This window comes from Actinoplanes sp. CA-015351, from assembly GCF_050955685.1.
GTDB lineage: Bacteria > Actinomycetota > Actinomycetes > Mycobacteriales > Micromonosporaceae > Actinoplanes.
The window spans coordinates 1,415,214-1,436,932 of the sequence record NZ_CP192102.1; the positions used below are offsets into that span (position 1 = coordinate 1,415,214).

Annotated in this window: 16 protein-coding genes; 8 read left to right on the top strand and 8 right to left on the bottom strand. The window is 67.9% G+C overall.

What is annotated here, in order from left to right; all coding sequences use genetic code 11:
• Positions 1 to 27: 27 nt before the first annotated feature.
• From ACQP2E_RS06595 to ACQP2E_RS06615, 5 genes are all read right to left on the bottom strand, one after another.
• Positions 28 to 1,785, bottom strand: coding sequence for an alpha/beta hydrolase-fold protein (locus tag ACQP2E_RS06595; RefSeq protein WP_433828965.1), 1,758 nt, complete (start codon positions 1,783 to 1,785; stop codon positions 28 to 30).
• Between the two features lie 1,102 nt (positions 1,786 to 2,887).
• Positions 2,888 to 6,139 carry an ATP-binding protein gene (locus ACQP2E_RS06600; RefSeq protein ID WP_433828966.1) on the bottom strand — a complete coding sequence of 1,084 codons (3,252 nt, stop codon included), beginning with the start codon at positions 6,137 to 6,139 and terminating at the stop codon, positions 2,888 to 2,890.
• Positions 6,139 to 6,789 carry a hypothetical protein gene (locus ACQP2E_RS06605; RefSeq protein ID WP_433828967.1) on the bottom strand — a complete coding sequence of 217 codons (651 nt, stop codon included), beginning with the start codon at positions 6,787 to 6,789 and terminating at the stop codon, positions 6,139 to 6,141. Before ACQP2E_RS06605 ends, ACQP2E_RS06600 begins: the two co-directional genes overlap by 1 nt.
• Positions 6,776 to 7,786, bottom strand: a complete 1,011-nt coding sequence (locus tag ACQP2E_RS06610) for an endonuclease domain-containing protein (RefSeq protein WP_433828968.1) — start codon at positions 7,784 to 7,786, stop codon at positions 6,776 to 6,778. The genes ACQP2E_RS06605 and ACQP2E_RS06610 overlap by 14 nt, the downstream gene beginning before the upstream one ends.
• A 137-nt stretch (positions 7,787 to 7,923) precedes the next feature.
• Positions 7,924 to 10,122, bottom strand: coding sequence for a bifunctional polysaccharide deacetylase/glycosyltransferase family 2 protein (locus ACQP2E_RS06615; protein WP_433828969.1), 2,199 nt, complete (start codon positions 10,120 to 10,122; stop codon positions 7,924 to 7,926).
• Between the two features lie 211 nt (positions 10,123 to 10,333).
• Here ACQP2E_RS06615 and ACQP2E_RS06620 point away from each other — a divergent pair, with 211 nt between their 5' ends.
• Positions 10,334 to 11,491: a chitinase gene (locus tag ACQP2E_RS06620; protein ID WP_433828970.1), complete on the top strand. Its 1,158-nt coding sequence runs from the start codon at positions 10,334 to 10,336 to the stop codon at positions 11,489 to 11,491.
• Positions 11,492 to 11,549: 58 nt separating this feature from the next.
• Here ACQP2E_RS06620 and ACQP2E_RS06625 read toward each other — a convergent pair whose 3' ends face one another.
• Positions 11,550 to 11,783 (bottom strand): hypothetical protein, encoded by a 234-nt coding sequence (locus tag ACQP2E_RS06625; protein ID WP_433828971.1) that lies wholly within the window; start codon positions 11,781 to 11,783, stop codon positions 11,550 to 11,552.
• Between the two features lie 131 nt (positions 11,784 to 11,914).
• Here ACQP2E_RS06625 and ACQP2E_RS06630 point away from each other — a divergent pair, with 131 nt between their 5' ends.
• A complete protein-coding gene (locus ACQP2E_RS06630; protein WP_433833798.1) occupies positions 11,915 to 12,772 on the top strand; it encodes a GDSL-type esterase/lipase family protein in 858 nt (285 codons plus the stop codon).
• Positions 12,773 to 12,976: 204 nt separating this feature from the next.
• Positions 12,977 to 13,672, top strand: a complete 696-nt coding sequence (locus ACQP2E_RS06635) for a hypothetical protein (RefSeq protein ID WP_433828972.1) — start codon at positions 12,977 to 12,979, stop codon at positions 13,670 to 13,672.
• A 17-nt stretch (positions 13,673 to 13,689) separates the two neighbouring features.
• Here the strand turns inward: ACQP2E_RS06635 and ACQP2E_RS06640 are convergent, their stop codons facing one another.
• Entirely contained in the window at positions 13,690 to 14,748 is a 1,059-nt protein-coding gene (locus ACQP2E_RS06640) for a substrate-binding domain-containing protein (RefSeq protein ID WP_433828973.1), read from the bottom strand.
• A gap of 47 nt (positions 14,749 to 14,795) precedes the next feature.
• Here ACQP2E_RS06640 and ACQP2E_RS06645 point away from each other — a divergent pair, with 47 nt between their 5' ends.
• The 4 genes from ACQP2E_RS06645 to ACQP2E_RS06660 all read left to right on the top strand — a co-directional run bounded on the left by ACQP2E_RS06645 (position 14,796) and on the right by ACQP2E_RS06660 (position 19,422).
• A complete protein-coding gene (locus tag ACQP2E_RS06645) occupies positions 14,796 to 15,239 on the top strand; it encodes a MarR family winged helix-turn-helix transcriptional regulator (protein WP_433828974.1) in 444 nt (147 codons plus the stop codon).
• 117 nt (positions 15,240 to 15,356) lie between these two features.
• Complete coding sequence (locus tag ACQP2E_RS06650; RefSeq protein WP_433828975.1) at positions 15,357 to 17,846, top strand: DUF6250 domain-containing protein; 2,490 nt, start codon at positions 15,357 to 15,359, stop codon at positions 17,844 to 17,846.
• Positions 17,847 to 17,866: 20 nt separating this feature from the next.
• Entirely contained in the window at positions 17,867 to 19,054 is a 1,188-nt protein-coding gene (locus tag ACQP2E_RS06655) for an ABC transporter-binding protein (protein ID WP_433828976.1), read from the top strand.
• On the top strand, positions 19,051 to 19,422 hold the full coding sequence (locus ACQP2E_RS06660; RefSeq protein ID WP_433828977.1) for a hypothetical protein: 372 nt from the start codon (positions 19,051 to 19,053) through the stop codon (positions 19,420 to 19,422). The genes ACQP2E_RS06655 and ACQP2E_RS06660 overlap by 4 nt, the downstream gene beginning before the upstream one ends.
• Here ACQP2E_RS06660 and ACQP2E_RS06665 read toward each other — a convergent pair.
• Positions 19,402 to 19,830 carry a protein-tyrosine phosphatase family protein gene (locus tag ACQP2E_RS06665; RefSeq protein ID WP_433828978.1) on the bottom strand — a complete coding sequence of 143 codons (429 nt, stop codon included), beginning with the start codon at positions 19,828 to 19,830 and terminating at the stop codon, positions 19,402 to 19,404. The genes ACQP2E_RS06660 and ACQP2E_RS06665 overlap by 21 nt on opposite strands.
• A gap of 45 nt (positions 19,831 to 19,875) precedes the next feature.
• On the opposite strand from ACQP2E_RS06665, the gene ACQP2E_RS06670 reads away from it, so the two are divergent.
• Complete coding sequence (locus ACQP2E_RS06670) at positions 19,876 to 21,150, top strand: MFS transporter (protein WP_433828979.1); 1,275 nt, start codon at positions 19,876 to 19,878, stop codon at positions 21,148 to 21,150.
• Positions 21,151 to 21,719 lie beyond the last annotated feature (569 nt).

Consider the following 21,719-nt stretch of genomic DNA (forward strand, 5'->3'; position numbering starts at 1 on the left):
GGGCCGGTGGCCCGGGCCTCACTCTACTTACGGCCAGATATATCCGTCTTTGATCGGCTTCGGCTCGCGCGGCTGCTTCACCGGGTACGCCGCGAACTGCTCAGCGTGCAACCCGAACGACCTGTCCAGCTTGGGCATCCAGTAGGCATCGCTGTGATTGCCGGCGCCGAGCTGGTAATCGTGCTTGACGCCCTTCGCGGCCAGCGCCGTGCTCATCTGCTGAGCCGCCACCCCGAACCGGTACTCGTCGGAGTCCCCACCGTCCAGGTAGAACCGGTGCCGCTTCAGATCAGCCGCGGACATCCCGGCGACCAGGGTGAGCGGCCGCAATCCGGCGTTCGCGGCCCGCTCCTCGGCGGTGCCGACCAGCGGCGCCAGGCTGAGCGCGCCCATGTGACTGGCGATCGAGCTGAACAGGTCCGGGTTGGTGAGCCCGAGCGTGAACGCGCCCTGCCCGCCCATCGACACACCGCTGATGCCGCGGTGGTTCCGGTCGGCGACGGTCCGGTAGACCCGGTCCACCATCGGGACGATCTCCTTGACGATCATCGACTTGAAGTTGCCGGCCGCGGTGTCGACGTACCAGCCGCTGTCCCCGTCCGGGAAGACGACGATCGAGTCCACGCCGAGCTTGTCGAGAACCGCGTCGATGTCACGCGCCTCCCACTCGATGTTGCTGCCGTTGAAGCCGTTGAGCATGTAGACCACCGGGAACCGCTTCGCGGTCGTCTTCGTGTAGCCCTTCGGCAGGTAGACGTTGAACTGCACCCGCCGGTTCATCGCCGCCGAGTCGTAGTCGTCGCGGAAGAACCGCGCGTGGTCACCCAGCTCGACGTCCTTCTTCGGGTCGAGATAGAGCAGCTCACGGGCGGTCGGCAACCCGGTCCAGGTGCGGATCGTGTCGACAACGAGCCGGCCCTGCGAGTCCACGAACACCTCGGCCTGGGCATCGGTCAGGGTGACTTTGCCCTTTTTGAGGAGCGCCTTCACCTCGGCGACGCGGCGCTCGGCGGTGTCGCCCTGGTGGAAGAACCCGTTCGCCAGCGTCGCTGCATAGGCGCGCCAGTCGCCTGCGGCGACAGCGCGGTGCTGCTGGTTCAGCACGGCGCACGCATGAGCCAATTGGGTACGCGTAGCCGCCGTCCCGGTGACCCCGGCCAGGGTACGCAGCCGCGACTTGGAGTAGAGCCCGATCGGACCCTGGTAGAAACCGCCGCCACCGGTGCCGTCGTAGACCCGGACCGCGATGGTGTTCGTGGCTCCCCAGCGAAGCAGGCCGTCCGCCGGGTAGTACTCCCGCGGCACCTCCCACGTCGAGTCGAACGTGGGCGGGAACCCGCCGGTACGCCCGATCTCGGACCCGTTGAGGAAGACCTGGTCAGCGTCGTCGATCTTGCCGAGCGCCGCGATGATCGTCGAGTCGGTGACCCCGGTGGGCCTGGCGGGCAGCGTGAACGTCTTGCGGTACCAGGCGAAACCGTCGTACCCGGACAGGTCCGTGTGGTTGCCCCAGTTGTCGGGAACGGTCCAATCCCGCCAGGCGGTGTCCGAGAAGGACGGGTCCGACCATGCGGCGTCGTCGCCGGTCGTGAACTTCCAGCCGGCACCGGCGAGATCGACACCGAAGTCGACGGATCCGGTGGTGGCGCACGAGGTGTCGGTGGGCTTCGGGGCGGGTCTGGTGCCCGCTGAGGCGGATGTGGGAACGTTCACACACGCCAGCGAAAGAACGAGGGTGCCCAGCAGGGCACCAGCCGAACGGAAGTGTTTTGCGGTCGGTGACATCGAGCCTCTCCTAGAGGACGTGTTCACAAAATCACACACGAAACGTGGTGTTCGCACACTCGCAACATTCGAGATCGATGTCAATGGGGGGGTAGGGCTGTTGCTCTGGGTGGTTGCCCTGTCGCTCTAGGTGGCGTCGAGCCGCGGGGATTCGATGTACCCGAGGGGCGAGGAACTGCACGGGGTATCGAACTGTTCCATCGCTGAATGCGTGAATTGGCGGCGCTGGCATTGGCGTCAGTAAATTTGATGATGATAGCAGCGCGATGATGACTGTGACCGGCCGGCTTAACTGTTCCGGCTGGTTCGGCCGGCTCGACTGGTCCGGTTCGGCCGGCATTCAGGGTCGTCACAATGGCCGTGCGGCAGCATTGCAGGCCGGCCCGCGTCATCCGGCTGGCCGTCAGCGCTGTTTCGACCGCGTTTTGACAGCAGTGAGCGTCAGCCGGCTATCCACAGCGCGGATGAAGTCGCACACAACGGCAACGTGTGCCCATGTCCACGCCCTGGCAGGGATCAGGTCGCACAGATGGCGATCGTGCGACCTGATCCACGCCAACTCGGGCCATCGTGTGCCCCCACCACGGCGCCTTTCGTTCCAGGCGTAGAGCTCACCGTGCGCCGAGGTCTTCCCGGTCGAGCGCTCACTGTGTGCTCTCGTCTCTCCGGGACTCGCGCTCCCTGTGTGCTCTCGTCTCTCCGGGACTCGAGTTCACTGTGTGCCCTCGACTCCGGGACTCGAGCTCACTGTGTGCCCTCGAATGTCTTACCCGCCCAAGGCCGAGCGCCGTCGAGCCTGCCCCGTCGCGCGCGACTTGCGTGTCGAATTGGGGTTAAATCCGCGCCTTAATTCGACACGCTGCCTGCTTTTCCGGGATGCGTGTGAATTTGCGGCGCGATTCGCACCCCAATTCGACACGGGAGTCGGGCCTCGCTGCTGCCGGCGCGGCTGGGGCGTTGAGCGCACGCGCAAGCACTGTGCGTGCGTCGGCCACCCTTACGGTGGCGGTGAGCGCACGCAGAACGACTTCGCGTGCGCTCATCGGCCGTGCCGGGCGGGAACGCGGTGCTCACCGCCCGTGTGGAATGACGCTGCGTGCGCTCACTGCTCTGGGCGGGTGGCGTCGCTTGGGGTGGTGGGGCTTGTGGCCTGGTCGGGGGCAGCTCTTTCCGAATGGCTGGCAGGTCTCTTCGAATGGCTGGCAGGTCTCTTCGAATGGCTGGCAGGGGCTGCCCGGGCCAGCACCTCCTCGGTGGTCAGCGGGCTGCGCGGGTGATGAGTAAGGGAGAGTGGCGTCCGGATCTTGCGGGGCGGCAGGCCCTCGGCGGCGAAGTAGAACTCGCCGGTGCTGAGCCGGGAGATGTCCGGGACGTCGCCGCCCTTCGCCTTCGCCATCTCGCGGGCCGCCTCGATCTGGATCGGGCTGTTCATCAGGCCGTAGAGCTGGGTCGCCGCGTTCCCGGGGATCCGGTTGTGCAGGCCCTTCGGCGCCTGAGTCGCGAAGATCAGCCCGAGCCCGTACTTGCGCGCCTGTGCGGCCAGCGCGAGGGTGCTCTGCGTACAGGCGGTCATCGTGCCGGAGGGCGCGAAGGTCTGTGCCTCGTCCATGATCAGCAGGCCCAGCAGCGGCCGGTCGCCGGCTGGATTTTTCTTGATCCAGGCGAAGAGGGCCATTTGCAACTGGTTGACGAAACTCTGGCGTACGTCGTCCGAGGGCAGCCCGACCAGGCTGATCACCGACACCCGTGCGCGTTTGCCCGGCGCCGGGGTGAGCAGCAGCCCCGGATCCATCGGTGTGCCGTCGCCGCCGAACAGCGGATCGTTCACCATCGCGGCGGTCAGCGTCTGTGCCAGCCCGAGGCCGATCTTCTCGGCGTCGTCCAGGTCGATGATGCCGTCCGGCAGGTTCGCCAGGGTGTCGATCAGCCCTTGGAGCCGGGTGCCGCCCCGGCGACCGTAGTGCTCGACGGCCTTGCGGAGCACCGCGAGCCCGAGGTGTGCCTTGCTGGCCCGGCCGGTGACCATGGCCCGGGGAGCGAGCGATGCCACGGCCGCCTCGACCGCTTCACCGAACTCGTCGGGGTCGTCGAGCACACTCCGGAAGTCGGGCAGCGGCTGGAAACTGAGCGGCCGGCCGGAGTTGCGGCGGGGTGTCCAGATCACCACGTCGGTCTCCGCGAGGTATTCCGCGGCCTTCTCGGCGTCACCGTCGCGCCAGTGCGACGGCGCCTCGGGCCAGCCCTCGCCCAGCCGTGCGAGGTCGTTGTTCGGATCCAGGACGATCGCGGAGACGCCCTGGAGTGCGCACTCCTCAACGATCCGGCGGATCAGGACGGTCTTTCCCGAGCCGGAGCCCGCGAAGATGGTCGCGTGTTTACGGAGGGCTTCGAGCGGCAGCCCGACGGGCGAGCCATCGCCGTAATCGTGGCCGATGGTGAACCCCACCGAATCCCCAAGATCCACAGGAGAAGCGGAAAGACCCGCAGGAGAAGCGGAAAGACCCGCAGGTGGAGGGGCAACGGCCTCGGGAGGCGCTTCCAGTGCCTCCTGCAGGAACTTGATCTCGTCGGTCGGCCGGCGGTCGGCCAGCCATCCCTGCAACTCCATCGTCGAACCGTCGAGCATGATCTGCAGCGCCGTCAACGCCCGCAAATCCGCCTCGTCCAGGGCCAGCGTCCGCCCACCCGCCTGTTCAAAAGCGGCCACCGCATCCTGGGTCTTCGCTCCGCTCGACCAGTCCGTGTTCCGGAGCAGGAAAAGCTTCCGCTTGGGTACGGACGGATCCAGCGCGGCCGCGACACACGCTTTACGGAGCCGGGAGAGCGCCGCGACGGCATGATGGCCGTCGCTGATGGCGCGGAAACACCAGTGGATCTGGTCCTCGGTCTGCTGATCAAGGGTTTGGCGCAGCCGGGCGTGCAGCGGCGGATCGTTGCTGGGCGGCGGATCGACGGTGAAGGCTTCGCCGTCCGCGCCGCGTTCCAGGATCCAGGCGGTGAGCCCGGCGGCGAGCAGCGGCGGCACCCGCGAGCCTTCCGAAGTTCGCTCCAGCACCGCGCCGACGGCGGCGTTCTTCTTGAGTTCGGCGTACCGCGCGTCGAACCGTTCGAGTTCCGTTGTGGAGGCGGCGACGGTGACCCGAGGAGTCGCTGACGGACCGCCGAGCCGGGAGAGTTGGTGGATCTCGCCGTCGGTGACACAAGCACGGACGTGCCTGTCGATCTCGATGAGCAGTTGCCGCGGTGTGAAGTCGCCGGCCTGCGCGAAGGCCTCCGGCAGCACCGGCCACGACGGGTACGGCGGGGTGAAGCCGATCTCGGCGAACCGGATGGCGAAGCGCTTCTCGATGATCGCGCGGCCCAGCTCGTCGTCGTTGATCGGCGTCAGCTGTGGCGCGAGACGGAAGCGATCGCCAACCGTGTCGGCCGCCGAGTTCCGGATGATCGTCCACGATGTCGGCAGGCATGCGACGACGGTGAGGGTGCGCCGGGTGAACTGCCGCAGCGACATCAGCCCTTCGGCGAGCTGCGCCAGCATGAGAGCCTGCGCCGGATCGGTGGCCGCGGCCGTCGCGAGCGCGGGGTCGGCCTGCACCGCGGACTGGGCGATCAGCGTGTCGATCTGGTCGATCGCGACGACCGAGGGACCGGTCAGGGCGATCAGCCAGGAGAGGTCCTGGACGATCTGCTGCGGGTGCCGGGGCGCCCGGCGCATGCCCCATTCGAGGCGCTCACCGGCGACGTTCTCCTCGCCGGACACGAAGTAGTTCTCGGCCAGGTCGCGGTGGGCGACCTCGTCCGAGGCGCTCAGCGCCAGAGCGCGGGCGGTCTCCTGGCTGGCCCGGGCGACGTGCCGGTCGAAGGCGCCGAGGCCCTCGATGAAGGCATCAAGCGCCGGCCTGGTCAGCTCGGTCTCGCCCATCACCGCACGCCGGGCCGTCCGTGGCGCGCCCACCATCGCGGAGAGCCGTTTCAGCAGCAGGCGCAGCTGGGTCTCGCCGCCACCGGGCACCGGCCGGGAGAGCCCGTCCAGCATCGCGGCCAGCACGCTGTCCCAGAAACCGGCCGCGTCCAGCAGGCTGACCAGGAAGAAGTAACCGTCCTCCTGCTGCACCCGCTGCCGGGTCCAGCCGAGCAGGTGGGTCTTGCCCGACCCTCGCTGACCCTGGACCACCAGGCCGATCGGGCTGGGGCCGCTGCTCGCCCGTGCGTCCGCCACCCCGTCGAGCACGTCGCGTGTGACGGCGGTGTGCAGGCCGTCGACGTGGAAGGGCAGTGGCCGCCAGACGTCATCGGGTACCGGCGCCCAGTCGAACCGCAACGCCGCCAGCGCGGCACGTTCCTCTTCCGTCATCAGACACCGATCGCCAGCAGGTGCTTGTCCTGTCCGCCGATGTGCACTGCGGCCTGCACATCGGTTTCGGTAAGCATCTTCTGGTTCGACTCGGGCACGATGTTCACACCGGTCTCCCGGCTCAGCAGGCGCAACGTCTCGTCCACTGCCTCGCGCGGAACGTCGGCGAGGAATGGACGAAGCCGGGCCAGGCCGACCCAGGCTCCGGGTTCGCCGGCGAGCGCGTCATAGGTGGCCTTCACGCGTACCCGAAGAGCTTGATCGTCGGCTGCGGGCGCGGCAGTGAGCGCGCGCACGTCGGTGAGCGCGAAGAGTTCGGCAAGCGAAGCGCAGCCGCTGCGGGCCAGGACCCGGTCGCGAAGCGCTGCCTGCAGCGCGGTGAGTGCCGCGCCCAAGGCCGCGGCCCCACGAGCTTTGAAATCCAGATCCTTCTGTACGCGGACCCAGCCGTCGTCCTCAAGAGTGAGCGCGATCGATCGGCCACTCTTGCGGCTGGACAGGTATCGCAGGCGGACCAGCTTGTCGCGGGACGGTTTCCGGACGACCAGGCCGTAATGCTCCTGGAGTTCGGTCTGGAGGACCTCCCGTGCCTCGGCCATCAGCACCACCAGGAGGGCGCTTTCGGAGGCGATGAGTTTATCGTCGGCCATGGGGATTTCCTTCCGCTGCAACACTTCGGCGGCCTTTCAGGTAGGCGCCGATCTGATGGACCACCGCGCCGACGTCGTGGATGACTCGTGCGTTGGTGAAACGCAGGACGGCGTAACCGTCGAGCTGTAACTGCACGTCGCGCTGCCGGTCCTCCTCGAACCGCCGGGGATGGCAGTGTTCGGGACCGTCGAGTTCGACGACGCATCGTTCGCCGGGCCAGAGCAGGTCCAGCCGGATCGGGGTGGTGAGCGCGTGCGACTGGTACGTCTGGTTCCACATCCGGCCGGCGGCCCAGCTCTTCGCGGCCAGGGCGGCTTCGAGCGCCCGCTCCACGGAACTGGCGGGATGCGGCTTGCCGACGACGCCCGGCCCGGGCAGAGCGGACTCAGGGGAAGCGGGCAGCGGACGGGTCAGCCTGTGCACCGGAATCCGGTCCGCGTCTTCCGCCTCCGGTCCGACGATCCAGACCGCGGGCCCGCCGTTGCCCACGAGCCATTGCGCGCCGGCCGCGACGATCTCGCGGTCGCCGGCGCTCTCCAGCAGCAGCACGACCTGACGACGGCCGAAGGCCTCCGCGACGATCCGGGCGAGGGCGGCGGTCCGGGTGTGCAGCGGGAGGGTGCTGACCGTCGTGTGCCGGGCGGTCAGGGCCAGGATCGCGAGGTCGATCAGGAAGGGGACCGGGTACCGCGTACGCCGGGCGAGGTCGGCCGCGGCCAGCCGGATCGCGGCCAGCCCGAGGACGTCCGGGCGGTCGACCGCCGCCGCGTCCGGTAACCAGGCGGGAAGCAGCTCCACCGCGACCCGTTCGAGTTCGGACACGGCGGCGCGGACCACGTCACGAGGCGCCGCCGGGGTGCCGGCCGGGCGGCTCACCACGACGGCGAGGTCCGGATGGGTGCCGGCGATCAGCAGGGCGAGGTCATCGGCGGGGATGCCGGGAAGTGCGACGACGCGGTCCACCGGCACACCGGCCAGCAGTTGAGCGGCGTTCATCGCGCGAAAGCCTATTCATCCGGCCGTGGTGATCGCCATAGCTTCGTCGTGCACTGTGCTCGCACCGTTCGGCGGAGTGTCGCGTTAGTTCCACAGGGAGTGAGGGCCGCCGTCGGGTCAGGGCGGCGGCCCTTCTCTCAGCTTGACGGGGTCCGGGCGCCGAGCAGGGCGCTCAGTCCACCGGCCCGGTGCAGCTTCTGCCAGCCGAGGCGGATGCCGCCGACGGCAGCGAGCACCGACTGGATCAGCACCAGGTACATCAGCTGGCGGTAGACGAACTGCTGCAACGGGACCATCAGGACCGGTTTGAGTTTCTCGCCGTCCAGCCGGAACGCGTAGACCGTGCTGATCATCTGGATGGCGAGCATGGTCAGCCAGGCGATCGCGGTCTGCAACGGGTCCAGGAAGAGGAATCCGTAGATCAGGAAGACGTCGATCAGCGGCGAGAGCAGCGGCATCAGGGTCTGGAACATCAGCAGGTTCAGCAGGCCGCGGCGGCCGAACTTGCCGCCGGCACCCTTCTCCACCAGGGCGCGGCGGTGCTTCCACATCGCCTGCATGGTGCCGTAACTCCACCGGTAGCGCTGCCGCCAGAGCTGCGAGATCGTGGTCGGCGCCTCGGTCCAGGCGCGGGCGTGCTCCTCGTACACCACTCGCCAGCCGGCTCGGATCATCGCGATCGTCAGGTCGGTGTCCTCCGCCAGGGTGTCGTCGGACAGGCCGTTCACCTGCTGCAACGCTGAGCGGCGGAAGGCGCCGATGGCGCCCGGGACGGTTGCCATGCAGCGCATCACGTCGTACGCGCGGCGGTCGATGCTGAAGCCGACGACGTACTCGATGTGCTGCCAGAGGGCGATCAGGCCCTTCCGGTTGGCGACCTTGGCGTTGCCGGCGACCGCGCCGATCTCCGGGTCGGAGAAGGCCTGCACCAGGTTGCGTACGGTGTCCGGCTCGAAGACGGTGTCACCGTCCATCATGACCACGACCTCGGTGTCGGCCGCGGCGATGCCGGTGTTCAACGCTGCCGGTTTGCCGCTGTTCGGCTGCCAGATGACCGTGACGTTCGGATAGCCCAGCCCTTCGGCGATCTCCGCGGTGCCGTCGGTGGAGCCGTCGTCCACCACGATGATCCGGATCGGGTGGGTGCTTGCCGCCAGGGATCGCACGGTGTCGGCGATGCACTCCTTCTCGTTGTACGCCGGGACGATCACCGTGACCGGATCGGTGTACGGCCGGCCCCAGGTGTGTGGCGCCACCCCCTTCGCGCGCCGTCTGCCATGCTTGTGCCGGTTCGCGTGGCGGCGGCCCAGTGCCAGCATCAGCGTCAGCCGGCCGACCGTGAGCACACCGAAGGCGAGCAGCAGCCAGGAGAACCCGATCGTGGTGTTCCGGGCGATCTGTACCGCGCCGACCAGGCCGGTGCCGACCACGAGTTCCTGGGCGGTGGCCTTCGGGTTGACCGTCGCCATGCCGCTGAGCGCCGCGACAGTGGTGAACGTGTAACCCTGCGTCTGCAGCGCCGGGATCACCGTGGCGAGCGCCTCGGCCGTGTTGGACCGGTCGCCGCCGCCGTCGTGGAAGAGCAGGACCGCGCCGGCGCCGTCGTCCGGGGTGACCGCCTCGACGATGTCGTCCATGGTGACGCCGGCTTCCCAGTCACGGCTGTCCAGGTCGTTGACCACGGTCAGGTAACCGCTCTGCCCCATCTCCTCGATGACGGACCAGTTCGTGTTGTCCAGCGCCGCGACCGTCGACGAGTACGGCGGCCGGAAGATCACGCTGGTCACCCCGGCCGCGCCGGCCAGGGCGTACTGGGTCTCCTGCATCTCCACCGAGCGCCGCCAGTCGTTCTTGCCGGACATCTCGGGGTGGGTGAAGGTGTGAATGCCGATCTCGTGGCCCGCGTCCACGACCTGCCGGACCAGGCTGGGGTACTTGCTGATCTCCGAGCCGATCATGAAGAAGGTGGCCGGCACGTGGTACTCGGCCAGCACCTGCAGGATCTCCGGGGTGTACTCCGGGTCCGGGCCGTCGTCGAAGGTCAGCACGATCTGCTTCGCCCCGGCGTCGACGGTCGTGGTGGTGGTGCCGTCGGTCTGGATGATCGGGCCGCCGTTCAGCGCCTCATCCGGGACCTGGTCGGTATCCGCGGTCGACTCGATCGCGCCGTCCTGGGTGAACTCGCCCTCGACCAGGCCGTTCACGAGCAGGATGCTGGCGAACAGGGTGAGCAGCACCGCGAAGATCACCCATCGGGGTTCGGGCGCGCGGATGCGTCGCAGGATCGGTGGCGAACCCTTTGGTGGTTTCGCCTTCTCCGACGTGTAGACACTCACGCATTTCCCTTTCACGTTTTACTGCCGGCCGGCGCCGAATTGCGCCTGCCGGTCGTGTGAGCCAAGACACAAGAATCGTCGTTCAGTGGCATTTCCTTCCGTTGTTTACGGGTCGAAACGGGCATTGAATGTGTGCCTGCTGTGTCCGGATTGATCGCTTAGGCGTTTATCGTTAAAGCTTGATATGACCGAGAAATGCAACTATCTCGGTATGCACCCCATAAGTCGTCCCCTTGCCGGCCTGGTGGTCGCCGGGCTGCTCTTCACCGGAGCCTGTAAGAGCAGCGAGGCCGAGGCACAGCCCCGGCCGTCCGTGGTCGCCTCCGCATCGGCCGCCAACGCGCCCAATGCGAACTCGTCCAATGCCAGCTCGCTCGGTGCCGAGGCGTCGCCGAGCGGTTCGCCCAGCGCGAGTTCCAGTGCCGGCGCCACCGTTTCGCCGAGCGCGAGTGCGACCGCCATCCCGGAAAGCACCGCCACGGCGAGCGCGGCAGAACAGGACGCCGGGCCGGTCGTGGCGCCGTACGTCGACATCGTCAGCGGAACCGCTGATCTCGAGGAGGTGCACTCCAAGACCGGGCTCACCGATTTCTCGCTCGCCTTCGTGCTGGCCGACGCCGAGGGCACCTGCACGCCGACCTGGGGTGGCACGACGGCGATCGACAGCAGCACGGTGGCTGACGAGATCGAGGCGATCGGCGACATCGGTGGTGAGGCGATCGTCTCCACGGGTGGCGCGACCGGCACCTATCTGGAGAACGTGTGCTCGGCGGGCGACCTTGCTCAGGCGTACCGAAAAGCTCTTGACGTTGCCGGGAGCAATCACCTGGACGTGGACATCGAGCAGGACGTCGATTACGGGACCGTGGCCGAGGCGCTCGCGGCGCTGCAGGCCGGGCAGGGCACCGAGATCAGCCTCACGCTGCCGGTCGGCGGCACCGAGACCGGGCTCACCGACGAGGACGTCGCGCTGCTCCAGACGCTCGCCGACGCCGGCGTCGAGGTCACCGTCAACGCGATGACCATGAACTTCAGCTACGACAGCGGCTGGGGCGACGCGATGACCGAGGCGACCGAGGCGGTGCACGCCGACCTCGCGAAGGTCTGGCCCGGCCGCAGTGAGTCCGAGCTGTACGCGATGCTCGGCGTCACCCCGATGATCGGCGTGAACGACACCGGACCGGTCACTACCGTCGCGAACGCGCGGACCGTGCTGGCCTTCGCGCGGGAGAAGGGTCTGGGATTCGTCCGGTTCTGGTCGGTCAACCGGGACAACGGCGACTGCGGCGACGGCGAGCTCAGCGGGCAGTGCAGTGGCATCTCGCAGTCCGACTACGCGTTCACGAAGCTGTTCGCCGACTTCGAGTGACGGGAGCAGGCCTTTGGGTGGCGGGATCAGGCCTTTGGGCGGCGGGAGCATCCCGGGCTCAGCGAGGCCCGGCGGGTGCAGTCGAGGCGGCCGTCCTGGAGACGGTCGCCCTGGTGGTCAGATCCGCCGACGGCGACTGAACAAAACTGGACACCACGACGCCGATATAGAGCACGGCTGCCGCCGCCGCAGCGATTCCGGAAATCATGAGGATCTTTTTCCGCTTGCCTGTGGAATCGACGAAGACCTTCGCGTCGACGGGCTCGTTCAGTTTGGTGGAGGCGTAGATCATGGTGCTGGTCCCCTCGGAAATGCGGAAATCCCACGGCCCAGCAAGTTAGAAAGAGATTCTGAGGGAAAGCTATGCCAATCATCAGCAGGCTCTGTGCATGAATGCGGAACCTGTCATATCGTTCGGTGACTATGATTCGCCGCTGGCACGTCGTGGTACTCGTGATATTGGCCGTCGTCGCGATCGCCTGTGACGGCGCGGGCGAGGCCGCCCCCGAGCCGTCGAAGAGTTCCCGGCCGGTCATCAAGGCCTATCCGGCCTCGATGGCAGCCCTCGGTGACTCGATCACCGCCGGGGTCGGCAGCTGCCTGGCGTTCGTGGCGTGCGGCCGCAACTCCTGGTCGACCGGCTCGGGCTCCGCGGTGGAGAGCCATTACCGGCGCATCCTCGACGAGAACTCCAAGATCAAGAATCGCGCCGACAACTTCGCCGAGCCGGGCGCCGAGGCGGACGCGCTGGCCGGGCAGGCCGACCGGGCCGTCGACGCCAAGGCGCAGTACGTGACGATCCTGATCGGCGCGAACGACGCCTGCGCCGGCCGGGTGGAGAACATGACGCCGGTGCGGCGGTTCCGCGAGGAGGTCGACCGCGGCCTGGCCCGGCTGAAGAAAGGCCTGCCCAAGACGCGGGTGCTGATGGTCAGCATCCCGGACCTGTACCGGCTCTGGGAGGTCGGCCACAAGGACGAGCAGGCCGCCGGCGTCTGGAGCGAGGGCCGGATCTGTCCGTCGATGCTTGCTGATCCGACGTCGACGGCGAGCGCGGACGCCGAGCGCAGGCGGGCCGTCCGGGACCGGATCGACGCGTACAACACGCAGTTGCGCAAGGCGTGCAAGGCGTACGGGAAGAAGTGCCGGTGGGACGGTGGCCGGGCGCACGAGGTCCGATTCACCCTGGACCTGGTGAACGAGATCGACTACTTCCACCCGAACGTCGAGGGACAGAACGAATTGGCCGATGTGGTGTATCCCGGACGTTTCACCTGGTGACCCGTGTCACAGCCGCCGACGTTGGCACGTTCTCGCCTCGTCCCTGCCACCAGGGATTTCACGTGTTCATTCACCCCGAGTAGTGGCCTCTCACCTATTCGGAGCGTTTTGCTGACGCGGTTCAACGGTAAATATTGACCCTGCACGCGGGGGAGTCAGCAAAAGGCATATCGATACCGACGACAGCGCTGAGAGGACCCCGTGATGGCGGATTGGGTTCTGGTGCCATGCCTGGTGCGGTTGCGTTCGGAGCTGAACACCATCGCCCCCGGCCGTGACAAGTCCAGCGACGGCACGATCGGCGACCGGGCGCATCAATCCAGCGTCTCCGATCACAACGACGACGAGGTCGGCTCGGTGCCGATCCACGACGCGGACTCCAAGCACGAGGTGCACGCGTTCGACGCGGACGACGATCTGCGTACGCCGAGCCTGACCATGGAAATAGTCGTGCAGCACATTCTGCGCCGGTGTCGCAGTGGCGCCGAGAAACGGCTGCGCTACATCATCTACAACCGCCGGATCTGGGAGGCGTCGAACAGCTGGAAACAGCGTGCCTACACCGGCGCCAGCCCGCACACCGAGCATGCGCACTTCAGTGCGAGTTATGAGACGAAGCGCGAGGCCGACACCTCGTCGTGGCGACTGGAGGACATCCCCGTGGCACTGACCGACGCTGACAAGAAGTGGCTCTCCGCCCAGATCGACGCGGCCGCGACGAAGGCCGCCGAGCGGGTGTGGAAGACGAAGCTGAACATCGCGGTGCAGCCCGGTGCGAAGCCGAGCCTCCAGGAGGCCGGCTCGATCCTGCGGTACACCTCAAGCGAGCACCACACCATCGAGACCGAGATCCAGGAACTGCGCGTCGAGGTGGAGAAGGTGCTCGCCGAGGAGGGATGATCCGCGGATCACGTCTGTCAGGGCAGCTGTGTGATCACGTCGAACTCGACGCCACGGGCCTCGGCCAGGTAAATGCGCTGGTTCACGTGCCGCTGGCGCAGCCGCAACAATCCGCGGGGTCCCTCGTACGAGACCGACTCGGCGTTCGCGCCGATCGCGCGCAGGTCGACCGCGCCGGCCTGCTCGACAAGCGCCGCCAGCAACAGCACACCCTCGTAACAGGACTCGCCGAGGCTGCCCAGCGGCGGCGCCTCGGCCCCGAACCGGCGGGCGTAACGACCGTGGAAGTCCAGGTTTTCCGGGGTGATCATCGAAGCGAAGAAGCCGGCCGTGCTGAACAGATCGGCGGTCGCCGTGGCGCCGCTGGCCAGCAGCATGTTCTCGTCCATCAGCGTGCTCAGGCGCAGGCAGCGCCCGGTCAGCCCGGAGCGGGCGAAGGCCCGGTTGAAGCGGACCGCGTCCGTGCCGACCAGCAGCATCAGCACCGCGTCGGCGCCCGAGTGCTCGATCGCCGACAGCGTGCCGGTGAAATCGTGGGTGCCGAGCGGGACGTAACTCTCGCCGACGACGTTCAGGCCGGCGCCGGAGGCGTACCCCCGGGCGGCCAGGGCGGTGCGGCGTGGCCAGATGTAGTCGTTGCCGATCATGTACCACCGGCGGGCCGCTCGCTCCTCACCCAGCAGGCGCATCGCTGGGAAGAGCTGGACGTCCGGCGTCTCGCTGGTCAGGAAGATCCCCTCAGCCCGCTCGCCGCCCTCGTAGAGCGCGGTGTAGACGTACGGCACCCGGCCGGCGACCCGCGGCGCGACGGCCTGCCGGACCGACGAGATGTGCCAGCCGGTGACGCCGTGCGCCCGGCCGGTCCCGACGAGCGCGGCCACCTCGTCCGCGACCACCTTGGGTGGGGCGCCACCGTCCACCGGGATCAGCCGTAGCTCACGGCCGAGCACGCCACCGGATCGGTTGATCTCCTCGGCGGCGAGCTGAGCGCAGGACTCCGCGCTCGGACCGAAGATCCCGGCAGGTCCCCGCAGCGGCACGACGAGCGCCACATCGAAGGTGGTCGGCCGCCGCATGGCCTTATCGTGGCCGAACTTTGTAGAGCTTCGGTAACATCCCTTCGATGCGGGGACCGAACGACCTGATGTACCTGCTCAACCGTGCCGAGCGCCTGCTCGCCCGGCACCTGTCCGACATCCTCGATGCGGAGCACTGCACGCCGGACGCCTGGCGGGTCCTGCAGGTCCTGGCGGACGGCAAGGGTCACTTCATGACCGGGCTCTCCGAACTGGCCTTCCTGCCGCCGGGCAGTCTCACCCGGCTGATCGACCAGCTCGCCGAGGAGAACCTCGTCTACCGCCGGGGTGACGATGTGGATCGCCGGCGCATCCGCGTCCATCTCGCGGCCCGCGGCCGCCGTCTGCACGAGCGGGTGTCGCAGCAGATGAAATCGCGCATCGCGAGCCTGGAGATCGACGATCACCTGGTGGTCCTTCTCGGTTCGCTTGTCACGGCCCTCGATCCCGCGCTCTTTCCCAAAGATCGAGAAGCGAGGGTACGGGTGTAGCGCCCGTCACCCTTTGCAGCGCGGAAAAGCCCTCACCTCATCGAACGTGGTCACAGAGTCGATCACGTTTAAACTTGTGCAAACGTCGATACACAGTGGCCCCCTAACTTCCGGCCCATGAAACGCGCACTCGCCGCCGCCGCCGGCTTCACGCTGGCCGCCGGCTTCCTTACCGCTCCGGCGTACGCCGGTGGCTCGGCTGGTTCTCCCGGCACCTCTCCTGATACCCGGCGCATCGTCGAGTCGCTCGATCGCGGGCTCGTCGCGGTGCCCGCGACCGGTGGCGGCACTTTCCTGAGCTGGCGACTGCTCGGCACCGAATACGGCAACAACGTCGAGTTCAACGTCTACAAGGGCACCAAGCGCCTGAACAAGAAGCCGATCGACGAGTCGACGAACTTCACCGACACCACGGCCGGCTCCGGGATCTACACCGTCCGGGCGATCGTGAAGAACAAGGAGCAGGCGCCGAGCGGCCCGGCCATCACACCCGGCGACATCACGCTGCTCGACGCGCCCAACTACTACGTCCAGCACGCCTGGCCCGGTGACCTGGACGGCGACGGGCGCTACGAGATCGTGGTCGCCCGGCTCTCGTACGACCTGGACAAGCCGAACTACATCGAGGCGTACACGCTCGCCGGCGAGAACCTGTGGCGGGTCGACCTCGGCCCCGCGTCCTACGTGCGGCAGGGCGGCAACGCGGCGAACGACCCGCCGCTCGCCGCGATCAGCGGGTACGGCGAGGTCGCCGGTTACCGCAACGACGACAACGTGACCGTTTTCGACGTGGACAGCGACGGCCGCTCGGAGGTCTTCGTGAAGACCGCGAACGGGACCACCTTCGCGGACGGCGCGGTGATCAAGGCGGGGGCTCTCGATCAGTTCGTCTCGGTGATCGACGGCTGGACCGGCGTGGAGCGTTCCCGCGCCGCCGTCGCCGCCGACTTCGCCGCCGACGGGCCCTCGGGCGGCCAGTACGGCATCGCGTACCTGGACGGTGTGCACCCGAGCCTGATCACCAAGCAGGTCGTCCGGATCGGCGCGAAGCGCGGCGACTTCCGGGTGTTGTTCGCCGCGTGGGACTACGACGGGCGTGAGCTGACCCAGCGGTGGAAGTACATCCGCGGCACCGACCCGGGCACCAGCTTCCACCAGCTGCGGATCATCGACCTCGACCAGGACGGCAAGGACGAGATCGCGGACGGCAACTACGTCGTCAACAGCGACGGCACCTTCCGCTACGTGGTGCCGCAGTCGATCCACGGCGACCGGTTCCACATCGGTGACCTGGACCCGAACCGTCCCGGCCTGGAGGGTTACGCCATCCAGCAGACCGAGGGCGGTGTCTTCACCAACTTCCCCTGGTACTACTACGACGCCTCGACCGGCGAGCGCCTGATCACCGGCTCGCACCCGGACGTCCCGCAGGACGCGACCCTCTGGGATGTACCGCGCGGCACCACCGCCGACATCGACCCGACGCACGAGGGGTACGAGTTCTGGGCGGCCACCGCCAACTCCGACCTGCCCGGCGCCGGAGTGTGGAGCGTCGACGGCACCCAGCTGTCGAAGACCACGCCGAGCGTGAACTTCCGCATCTGGTGGGACGGCGACAAGGGCTCCGAGCTGCTGGACAGCACGTACGTGGAGAAGTGGAACTACAAGAAGTCGGTTTCGACAAAGATCTTCGAGCCGACCGGCGTCGTCTCCTCGTGGCGTAACGCGGTCCCGTTCTACGGCGACATCCTCGGCGACTGGCGCGAGGAGTACTTCGCGGAGACCAGCGATCACACCGCGCTGCGGCTGTTCACCACGAACATCCCGACGAACGTGAAGCTCTACACCCTGGCTCACAACCCGGGTTACCGGCTGGGCTGGACGGTTCGCGGTTACCTGCAGTCGACGCTCACCGATTTCTACTTCGGGTTCGGCAGCAACCCGCCGGCCAAGCCTCGAATCCAGACGACCGCTGGCGTTACCCGTGCCTGGCAGATCATCGCATCAGATAATTTCGTGAAAAATTCGGGCAAATGGCAGGCTGAGCTCCAAAGCGGTGGCACTGTCAACGCCGCCAACGGGATCCTGGACATCGACGTCCCCAACGGCGCCACGATCTGGCTCAAGCAGGAACTCGACGGACCCTACGAGATCGAGTACACCGCCACGCCGATCTCCGCCGGTGGCCCGAACGACCTGGTCACCGACCTGAACTCGTTCTGGAACGCCCGCGACGCCCGCTCCCCCGACGACATCTTCGCCACCACCCGCAGCGGCGGCTTCGCCGAGTACGACTACCTCAAGACGTATTACGTGGGCCAGGGCGCGAACCTCAACACCACGACCCGGTTCCGCAAGTACGTGGGGGAGAAGGGCAACCGCCCGCTGATCTACGACTACACGTCGCCGCTGATCGAGGCGAACACCCCGATCAAGGTGAAGATCGCGGTGGACGGCGAGAAGATCCGGTACTACAGCGACGGTCAGCTGGTCTTCGACTACACCGACGCTGACCCGTACCGAAGTGGTTGGTTTGCTCTTCGCACCGTGGCCAGCCACTTCCACGTCGAGGACTTCACGGTCTGGCGACCCCCGGCGAAAGCCTGATATCGAGTAACTTGGATCACATGGTGGAGCTGTACTCCCGGCGGTCGTTCGTCGCAGGCGCACTGACCGCCGGGATGCTCTCCACCGCGACCGGCTACCTGCTCACTCGCAGCGAGCCGGTCACGCTCGTTCTCGCCACCGGCGCCGACCCGACGGGTGCCCGGCAACTGCTGGTCAGCATGTGGAACCGCCTCCACCCGGACATCACCATCGAGGTGGTGGAGGTCAACAGCTCCACCATGGATCAATACGCGAAATTCACCGAGACCCGGGCCGACATCTACAACCTCGACGTCATTCACATCCCGAGGTTCGCCCGGGCCGGACGGATCACGCCGGTCGTGCCGCGCAACGACATCTCCCTGCTCGAACCGGTGCGCCGGGTGTGCCGGGTGGAGAACTCGCCGGACGAGTTCTGGGCGATCCCGTTCAACACCGACGTCGGGATGCTGTACCGCCGGATCACCGACAAACGCGCACCCGACCTCGCGCCGAGCATGCGTGAGGTGCTCGCCCAGGGCAGTCTCACGGCGCAGCTCAACACCGACGGGATCGCCACCGACGAGGCGTTCGTGATCAACGTGCTGGAGCAGGCGCTCGCTCAGGACGACGCGATCCTCGACGCCGCCGGCACGGTCTCGTTCAGCCTCGGGCAGTGGCGTACCGCGCTCGCGCCGCTCGCCGACGCGCTGCGCCGCCGCCGCGTCCTGGCGGAGTCCAGCGAGGAGACGACTCTCCGGACCTACAACGTGCGCGACCTGCGCTACATGCGTAACTGGCCGGTCTGGTTCCCGTCGGTGGACCGCGCCGAGCGCGGCAGCAAGGCCGGCACCATGGAGATCCGCCTGAGCGGACTGCCGACCGGTGTGCTCGGCGGGCAGAGCCTCGCGGTGGCCCAGGACTCGCCGCACCGCGAGGAGGCCGAGCAGGTGATCCAGTTCCTGACCGACGAGCCGGCCCAGAAACTGCTGGCGTCCTTCGGGTTCGCGCCGCCCGGCTTGGATGCCTACATCGACGCCGGCGTCCAAGCGGTGGCTCCGCACGTGAGCACGATCCGCACTGCGGTGGAGGCGGCTCGCCCCCGCCCGATCCATCCTGGATACCCCGATTTCGCCCGTGCCTTCAAGGACCACACCTTCGCCTATCTGTACCGCGGCGAGGAGCTCACCCAGCGGTTCGTCGAGGACCTGCGGGAGGCGTTGCAATGATCGATACCGGACTGCAGGCGTGGCAGATCCCGATCTTCGTGACCGGCGTGATCCTGCTGGTCGAGGGGGTCGTCCACCTCGTGCTGCGTGCGCGCGGCACGGATTCGGTCACCAGCGCCGGCAGCCTGTCGAACAGGTGGATCCGCACCGGCGGCCTGGTCCTGCTCTCGGTCCTGGCCCTGATCATGGCGGTGGCCGCGCTCGGTCCGGCACTCGCCGATCAACTGGCCGGCGTCACCGCCGCGGCGCTCGCGGCTGCCGGTGTCTGGCTGGCCTGGCGCTCGTACCAGGAGACCGTCAAGCTGGCCGCCGAGATCCGGAAAGCCCGGGAGACGCCGTCGGACTCCTCAGGAGAACCGCTCGACTAACCGCCGCTGCCAGGGCGTCTCCACCGCCCGCGGATGATAGTTCCGCCGCACGAACCCCACGGCCTCACCCGGCGCGACACCGTCCAGCACGGCGAGGCAGGCCAGCGCGGTCCCGGTCCGGCCACGGCCTCCGCCGCAGGCCACCTCGACCCGCTCACCCTCACTGCGGCGCAGGGCTTCGATCAAGACCCTTCGTGCGTACGCGAGATCGGCCGGCAACCAGAAGTCGGGCCACCGAACCCACTCGGCGGTCCAGCCGAACTCGGGCGGCGCCGAGCCGAGCAGATAGACCCCGAACTGCGGCGGGTGCCCGGACGGCATCGGGTCCCGCAGACCCCGGCCCCGGACCAGCCGGCCCGATGGCAGCCGGATCACGCCGGCGCCGGTCAGCTCCCAGGCGACGGTCATAATTCGATCGTATCCAGCGCCGCGGGCACGTAGGGTGCACCCCTTGTGAGCACGCTGATCCAGACCCTCCTGCCCGCACGGCTCGGTACCGGTTTCCGCTGGCTGCTCGCATCCTCCTGGACGACCAACCTGGGCGACGGCATCGCGGTTGCCGCCGGCCCGCTGCTGGTGGCGTCACTCACCCGCGACCCGTTCCTGATCTCCCTGGCCGCCCTGCTGTCCTGGGCGCCACCCCTGATCTGCGGCCTCTTCGCCGGCGTCCTGTCCGACCGGCACGACCGCCGCCGCATCATCCTGCTGGCCAACGCGGTGCGCCTGGTCGTGCTGGCCGCGATGGTCACCCTGCTGTCGACCGGCCACCTGACGGTGCAGGGCGCCCTGATCGGTTTCGGCCTCATCGCCACAGCCGAGGTCTTCGCCGACAACACCACCGGCACGCTGACCCCGATGCTTGTCCACCGCGACGACCTGAGTCTCGCCAATGCCCGCCTGCAGACGGGTTTCATAACCCTGAACCAGCTGGCCGGCCCACCCATCGGCGCGGCGGTCTTCGCGGCCGGCCGAGCTTGGCCGCTGGTAGCCGAAGCCGCCCTGGTGACAGCCGGCATGCTCCTGGTCTCGCGGGTGGTTCTGCCCCCGCACGGCCGCGCGACGGCATCGCTCGACGGGCCGGACGGCGCGGCCGGCAGCGAGCGGCAGCCGGCCGGTTCGGCCAGTGTGTGGCGCGACATCGCCGAGGGTTTCCGCTGGGTGCTGCACCACCCGCCGGTGCGTACCCTCTGCCTGACGATCCTGATCTTCAACCTGACCTTCGGCGCGGCCTGGTCGGTCCTGGTCCTCTACGCGAGCGTTCAACTCGGCCTCGGCGCGATCGGCTTCGGTCTGATCACGACAGTCTCAGCGGTAGGCGGAATCCTGGGCACCGGCCTGTACGGCTGGCTGACCGCCCGCATCAGCCTGGGCAACCTGATGCGCATCGGCCTGACGATCGAAACCCTGGTACACCTGGCCCTGGCCGCGACAACATCACCATGGGTGGCGATGCCGGTCTTCTTCATCTTCGGCGCCCACGCCTTCGTCTGGGGCACGACCTCCACCACGGTCCGCCAGCGAGCCGTCCCGTCGCATCTGCAAGGCCGGGTAGGCAGCGTGAACACGATCTGCGTCTACGGCGGCCTGGTGATCGGCTCAGCCTTCGGCGGCACCATAGCCACCCACTACGGCATAGCCGCCCCCTTCTGGGTCGCCTTCGCAGGCTCAGCCATCTTCCTGATCCTCCTATGGCCCCAAATGACCCGAATAGCCCACACCCCCCACTAACCCACCCAGCCCGCGCCCATCCGCCCCGCCCGTGTGTGGCCTGCTCGTTTCCAGATCCTGTGAGGATGCGCCGCCCGGACCGCCCCAACCTCACAAGATCCGCCCACCGCCCCGGATCTTGTGAGGCTGCGCCGCCCGGACCGCCCCAACCTCACAAGGTCCGCCCACCGCCCCGGATCTTGTGAGGCTGCGCCGCCCGGACCGCCCCAACCTCACAAGGTCCGCCCACCGCCCCGGATCTTGTGAGGCTGCGCCGCCCGGACCGCCCCAACCTCACAAGGTCCGCCCACCGCCCCGGATCTTGTGAGGCTGCGCCGCCCGGACCGCCCCAACCTCACAAGGTCCGCCCACCGCCCCGGATCTTGAGCGACTTTGCACACTCGGCGGTAGAAAATCGCTCAAGATTCGGAGCCGGCGCCGGGTCGCACGACTTGCCGGGTTCGGCCGGCCGCGGGCTCGGCCCTCCACGCCCCCGTTGGGACGTTGCTTCACAGATCTTGTGCGGCTGTGGCTGCCCGGGCGGCGCAAGTCCACAAGATCGCCGCCCTGGCCGCCTTGGCCGCCTTGGC

Excerpts from the sequence above, each read along its gene's own strand:
- ACQP2E_RS06595 (WP_433828965.1), bottom strand. The coding sequence starts at position 1,785 with ATGTCACCGACCGCAAAACACTTCCGTTCGGCTGGTGCCCTGCTGGGC.
- ACQP2E_RS06645 (WP_433828974.1), top strand. The coding sequence starts at position 14,796 with ATGCGGGGACCGAACGACCTGATGTACCTGCTCAACCGTGCCGAGCGC.
- ACQP2E_RS06655 (WP_433828976.1), top strand. The coding sequence starts at position 17,867 with ATGGTGGAGCTGTACTCCCGGCGGTCGTTCGTCGCAGGCGCACTGACC.
- ACQP2E_RS06620 (WP_433828970.1), top strand. The coding sequence starts at position 10,334 with ATGCACCCCATAAGTCGTCCCCTTGCCGGCCTGGTGGTCGCCGGGCTG.
- ACQP2E_RS06605 (WP_433828967.1), bottom strand. The coding sequence starts at position 6,789 with ATGGCCGACGATAAACTCATCGCCTCCGAAAGCGCCCTCCTGGTGGTG.
- ACQP2E_RS06635 (WP_433828972.1), top strand. The coding sequence starts at position 12,977 with ATGGCGGATTGGGTTCTGGTGCCATGCCTGGTGCGGTTGCGTTCGGAG.
- ACQP2E_RS06660 (WP_433828977.1), top strand. The coding sequence starts at position 19,051 with ATGATCGATACCGGACTGCAGGCGTGGCAGATCCCGATCTTCGTGACC.
- ACQP2E_RS06650 (WP_433828975.1), top strand. The coding sequence starts at position 15,357 with ATGAAACGCGCACTCGCCGCCGCCGCCGGCTTCACGCTGGCCGCCGGC.
- ACQP2E_RS06640 (WP_433828973.1), bottom strand. The coding sequence starts at position 14,748 with ATGCGGCGGCCGACCACCTTCGATGTGGCGCTCGTCGTGCCGCTGCGG.
- ACQP2E_RS06630 (WP_433833798.1), top strand. The coding sequence starts at position 11,915 with ATGATTCGCCGCTGGCACGTCGTGGTACTCGTGATATTGGCCGTCGTC.
- ACQP2E_RS06625 (WP_433828971.1), bottom strand. The coding sequence starts at position 11,783 with ATGATCTACGCCTCCACCAAACTGAACGAGCCCGTCGACGCGAAGGTC.
- ACQP2E_RS06610 (WP_433828968.1), bottom strand. The coding sequence starts at position 7,786 with ATGAACGCCGCTCAACTGCTGGCCGGTGTGCCGGTGGACCGCGTCGTC.
- ACQP2E_RS06665 (WP_433828978.1), bottom strand. The coding sequence starts at position 19,830 with ATGACCGTCGCCTGGGAGCTGACCGGCGCCGGCGTGATCCGGCTGCCA.
- ACQP2E_RS06600 (WP_433828966.1), bottom strand. The coding sequence starts at position 6,139 with ATGACGGAAGAGGAACGTGCCGCGCTGGCGGCGTTGCGGTTCGACTGG.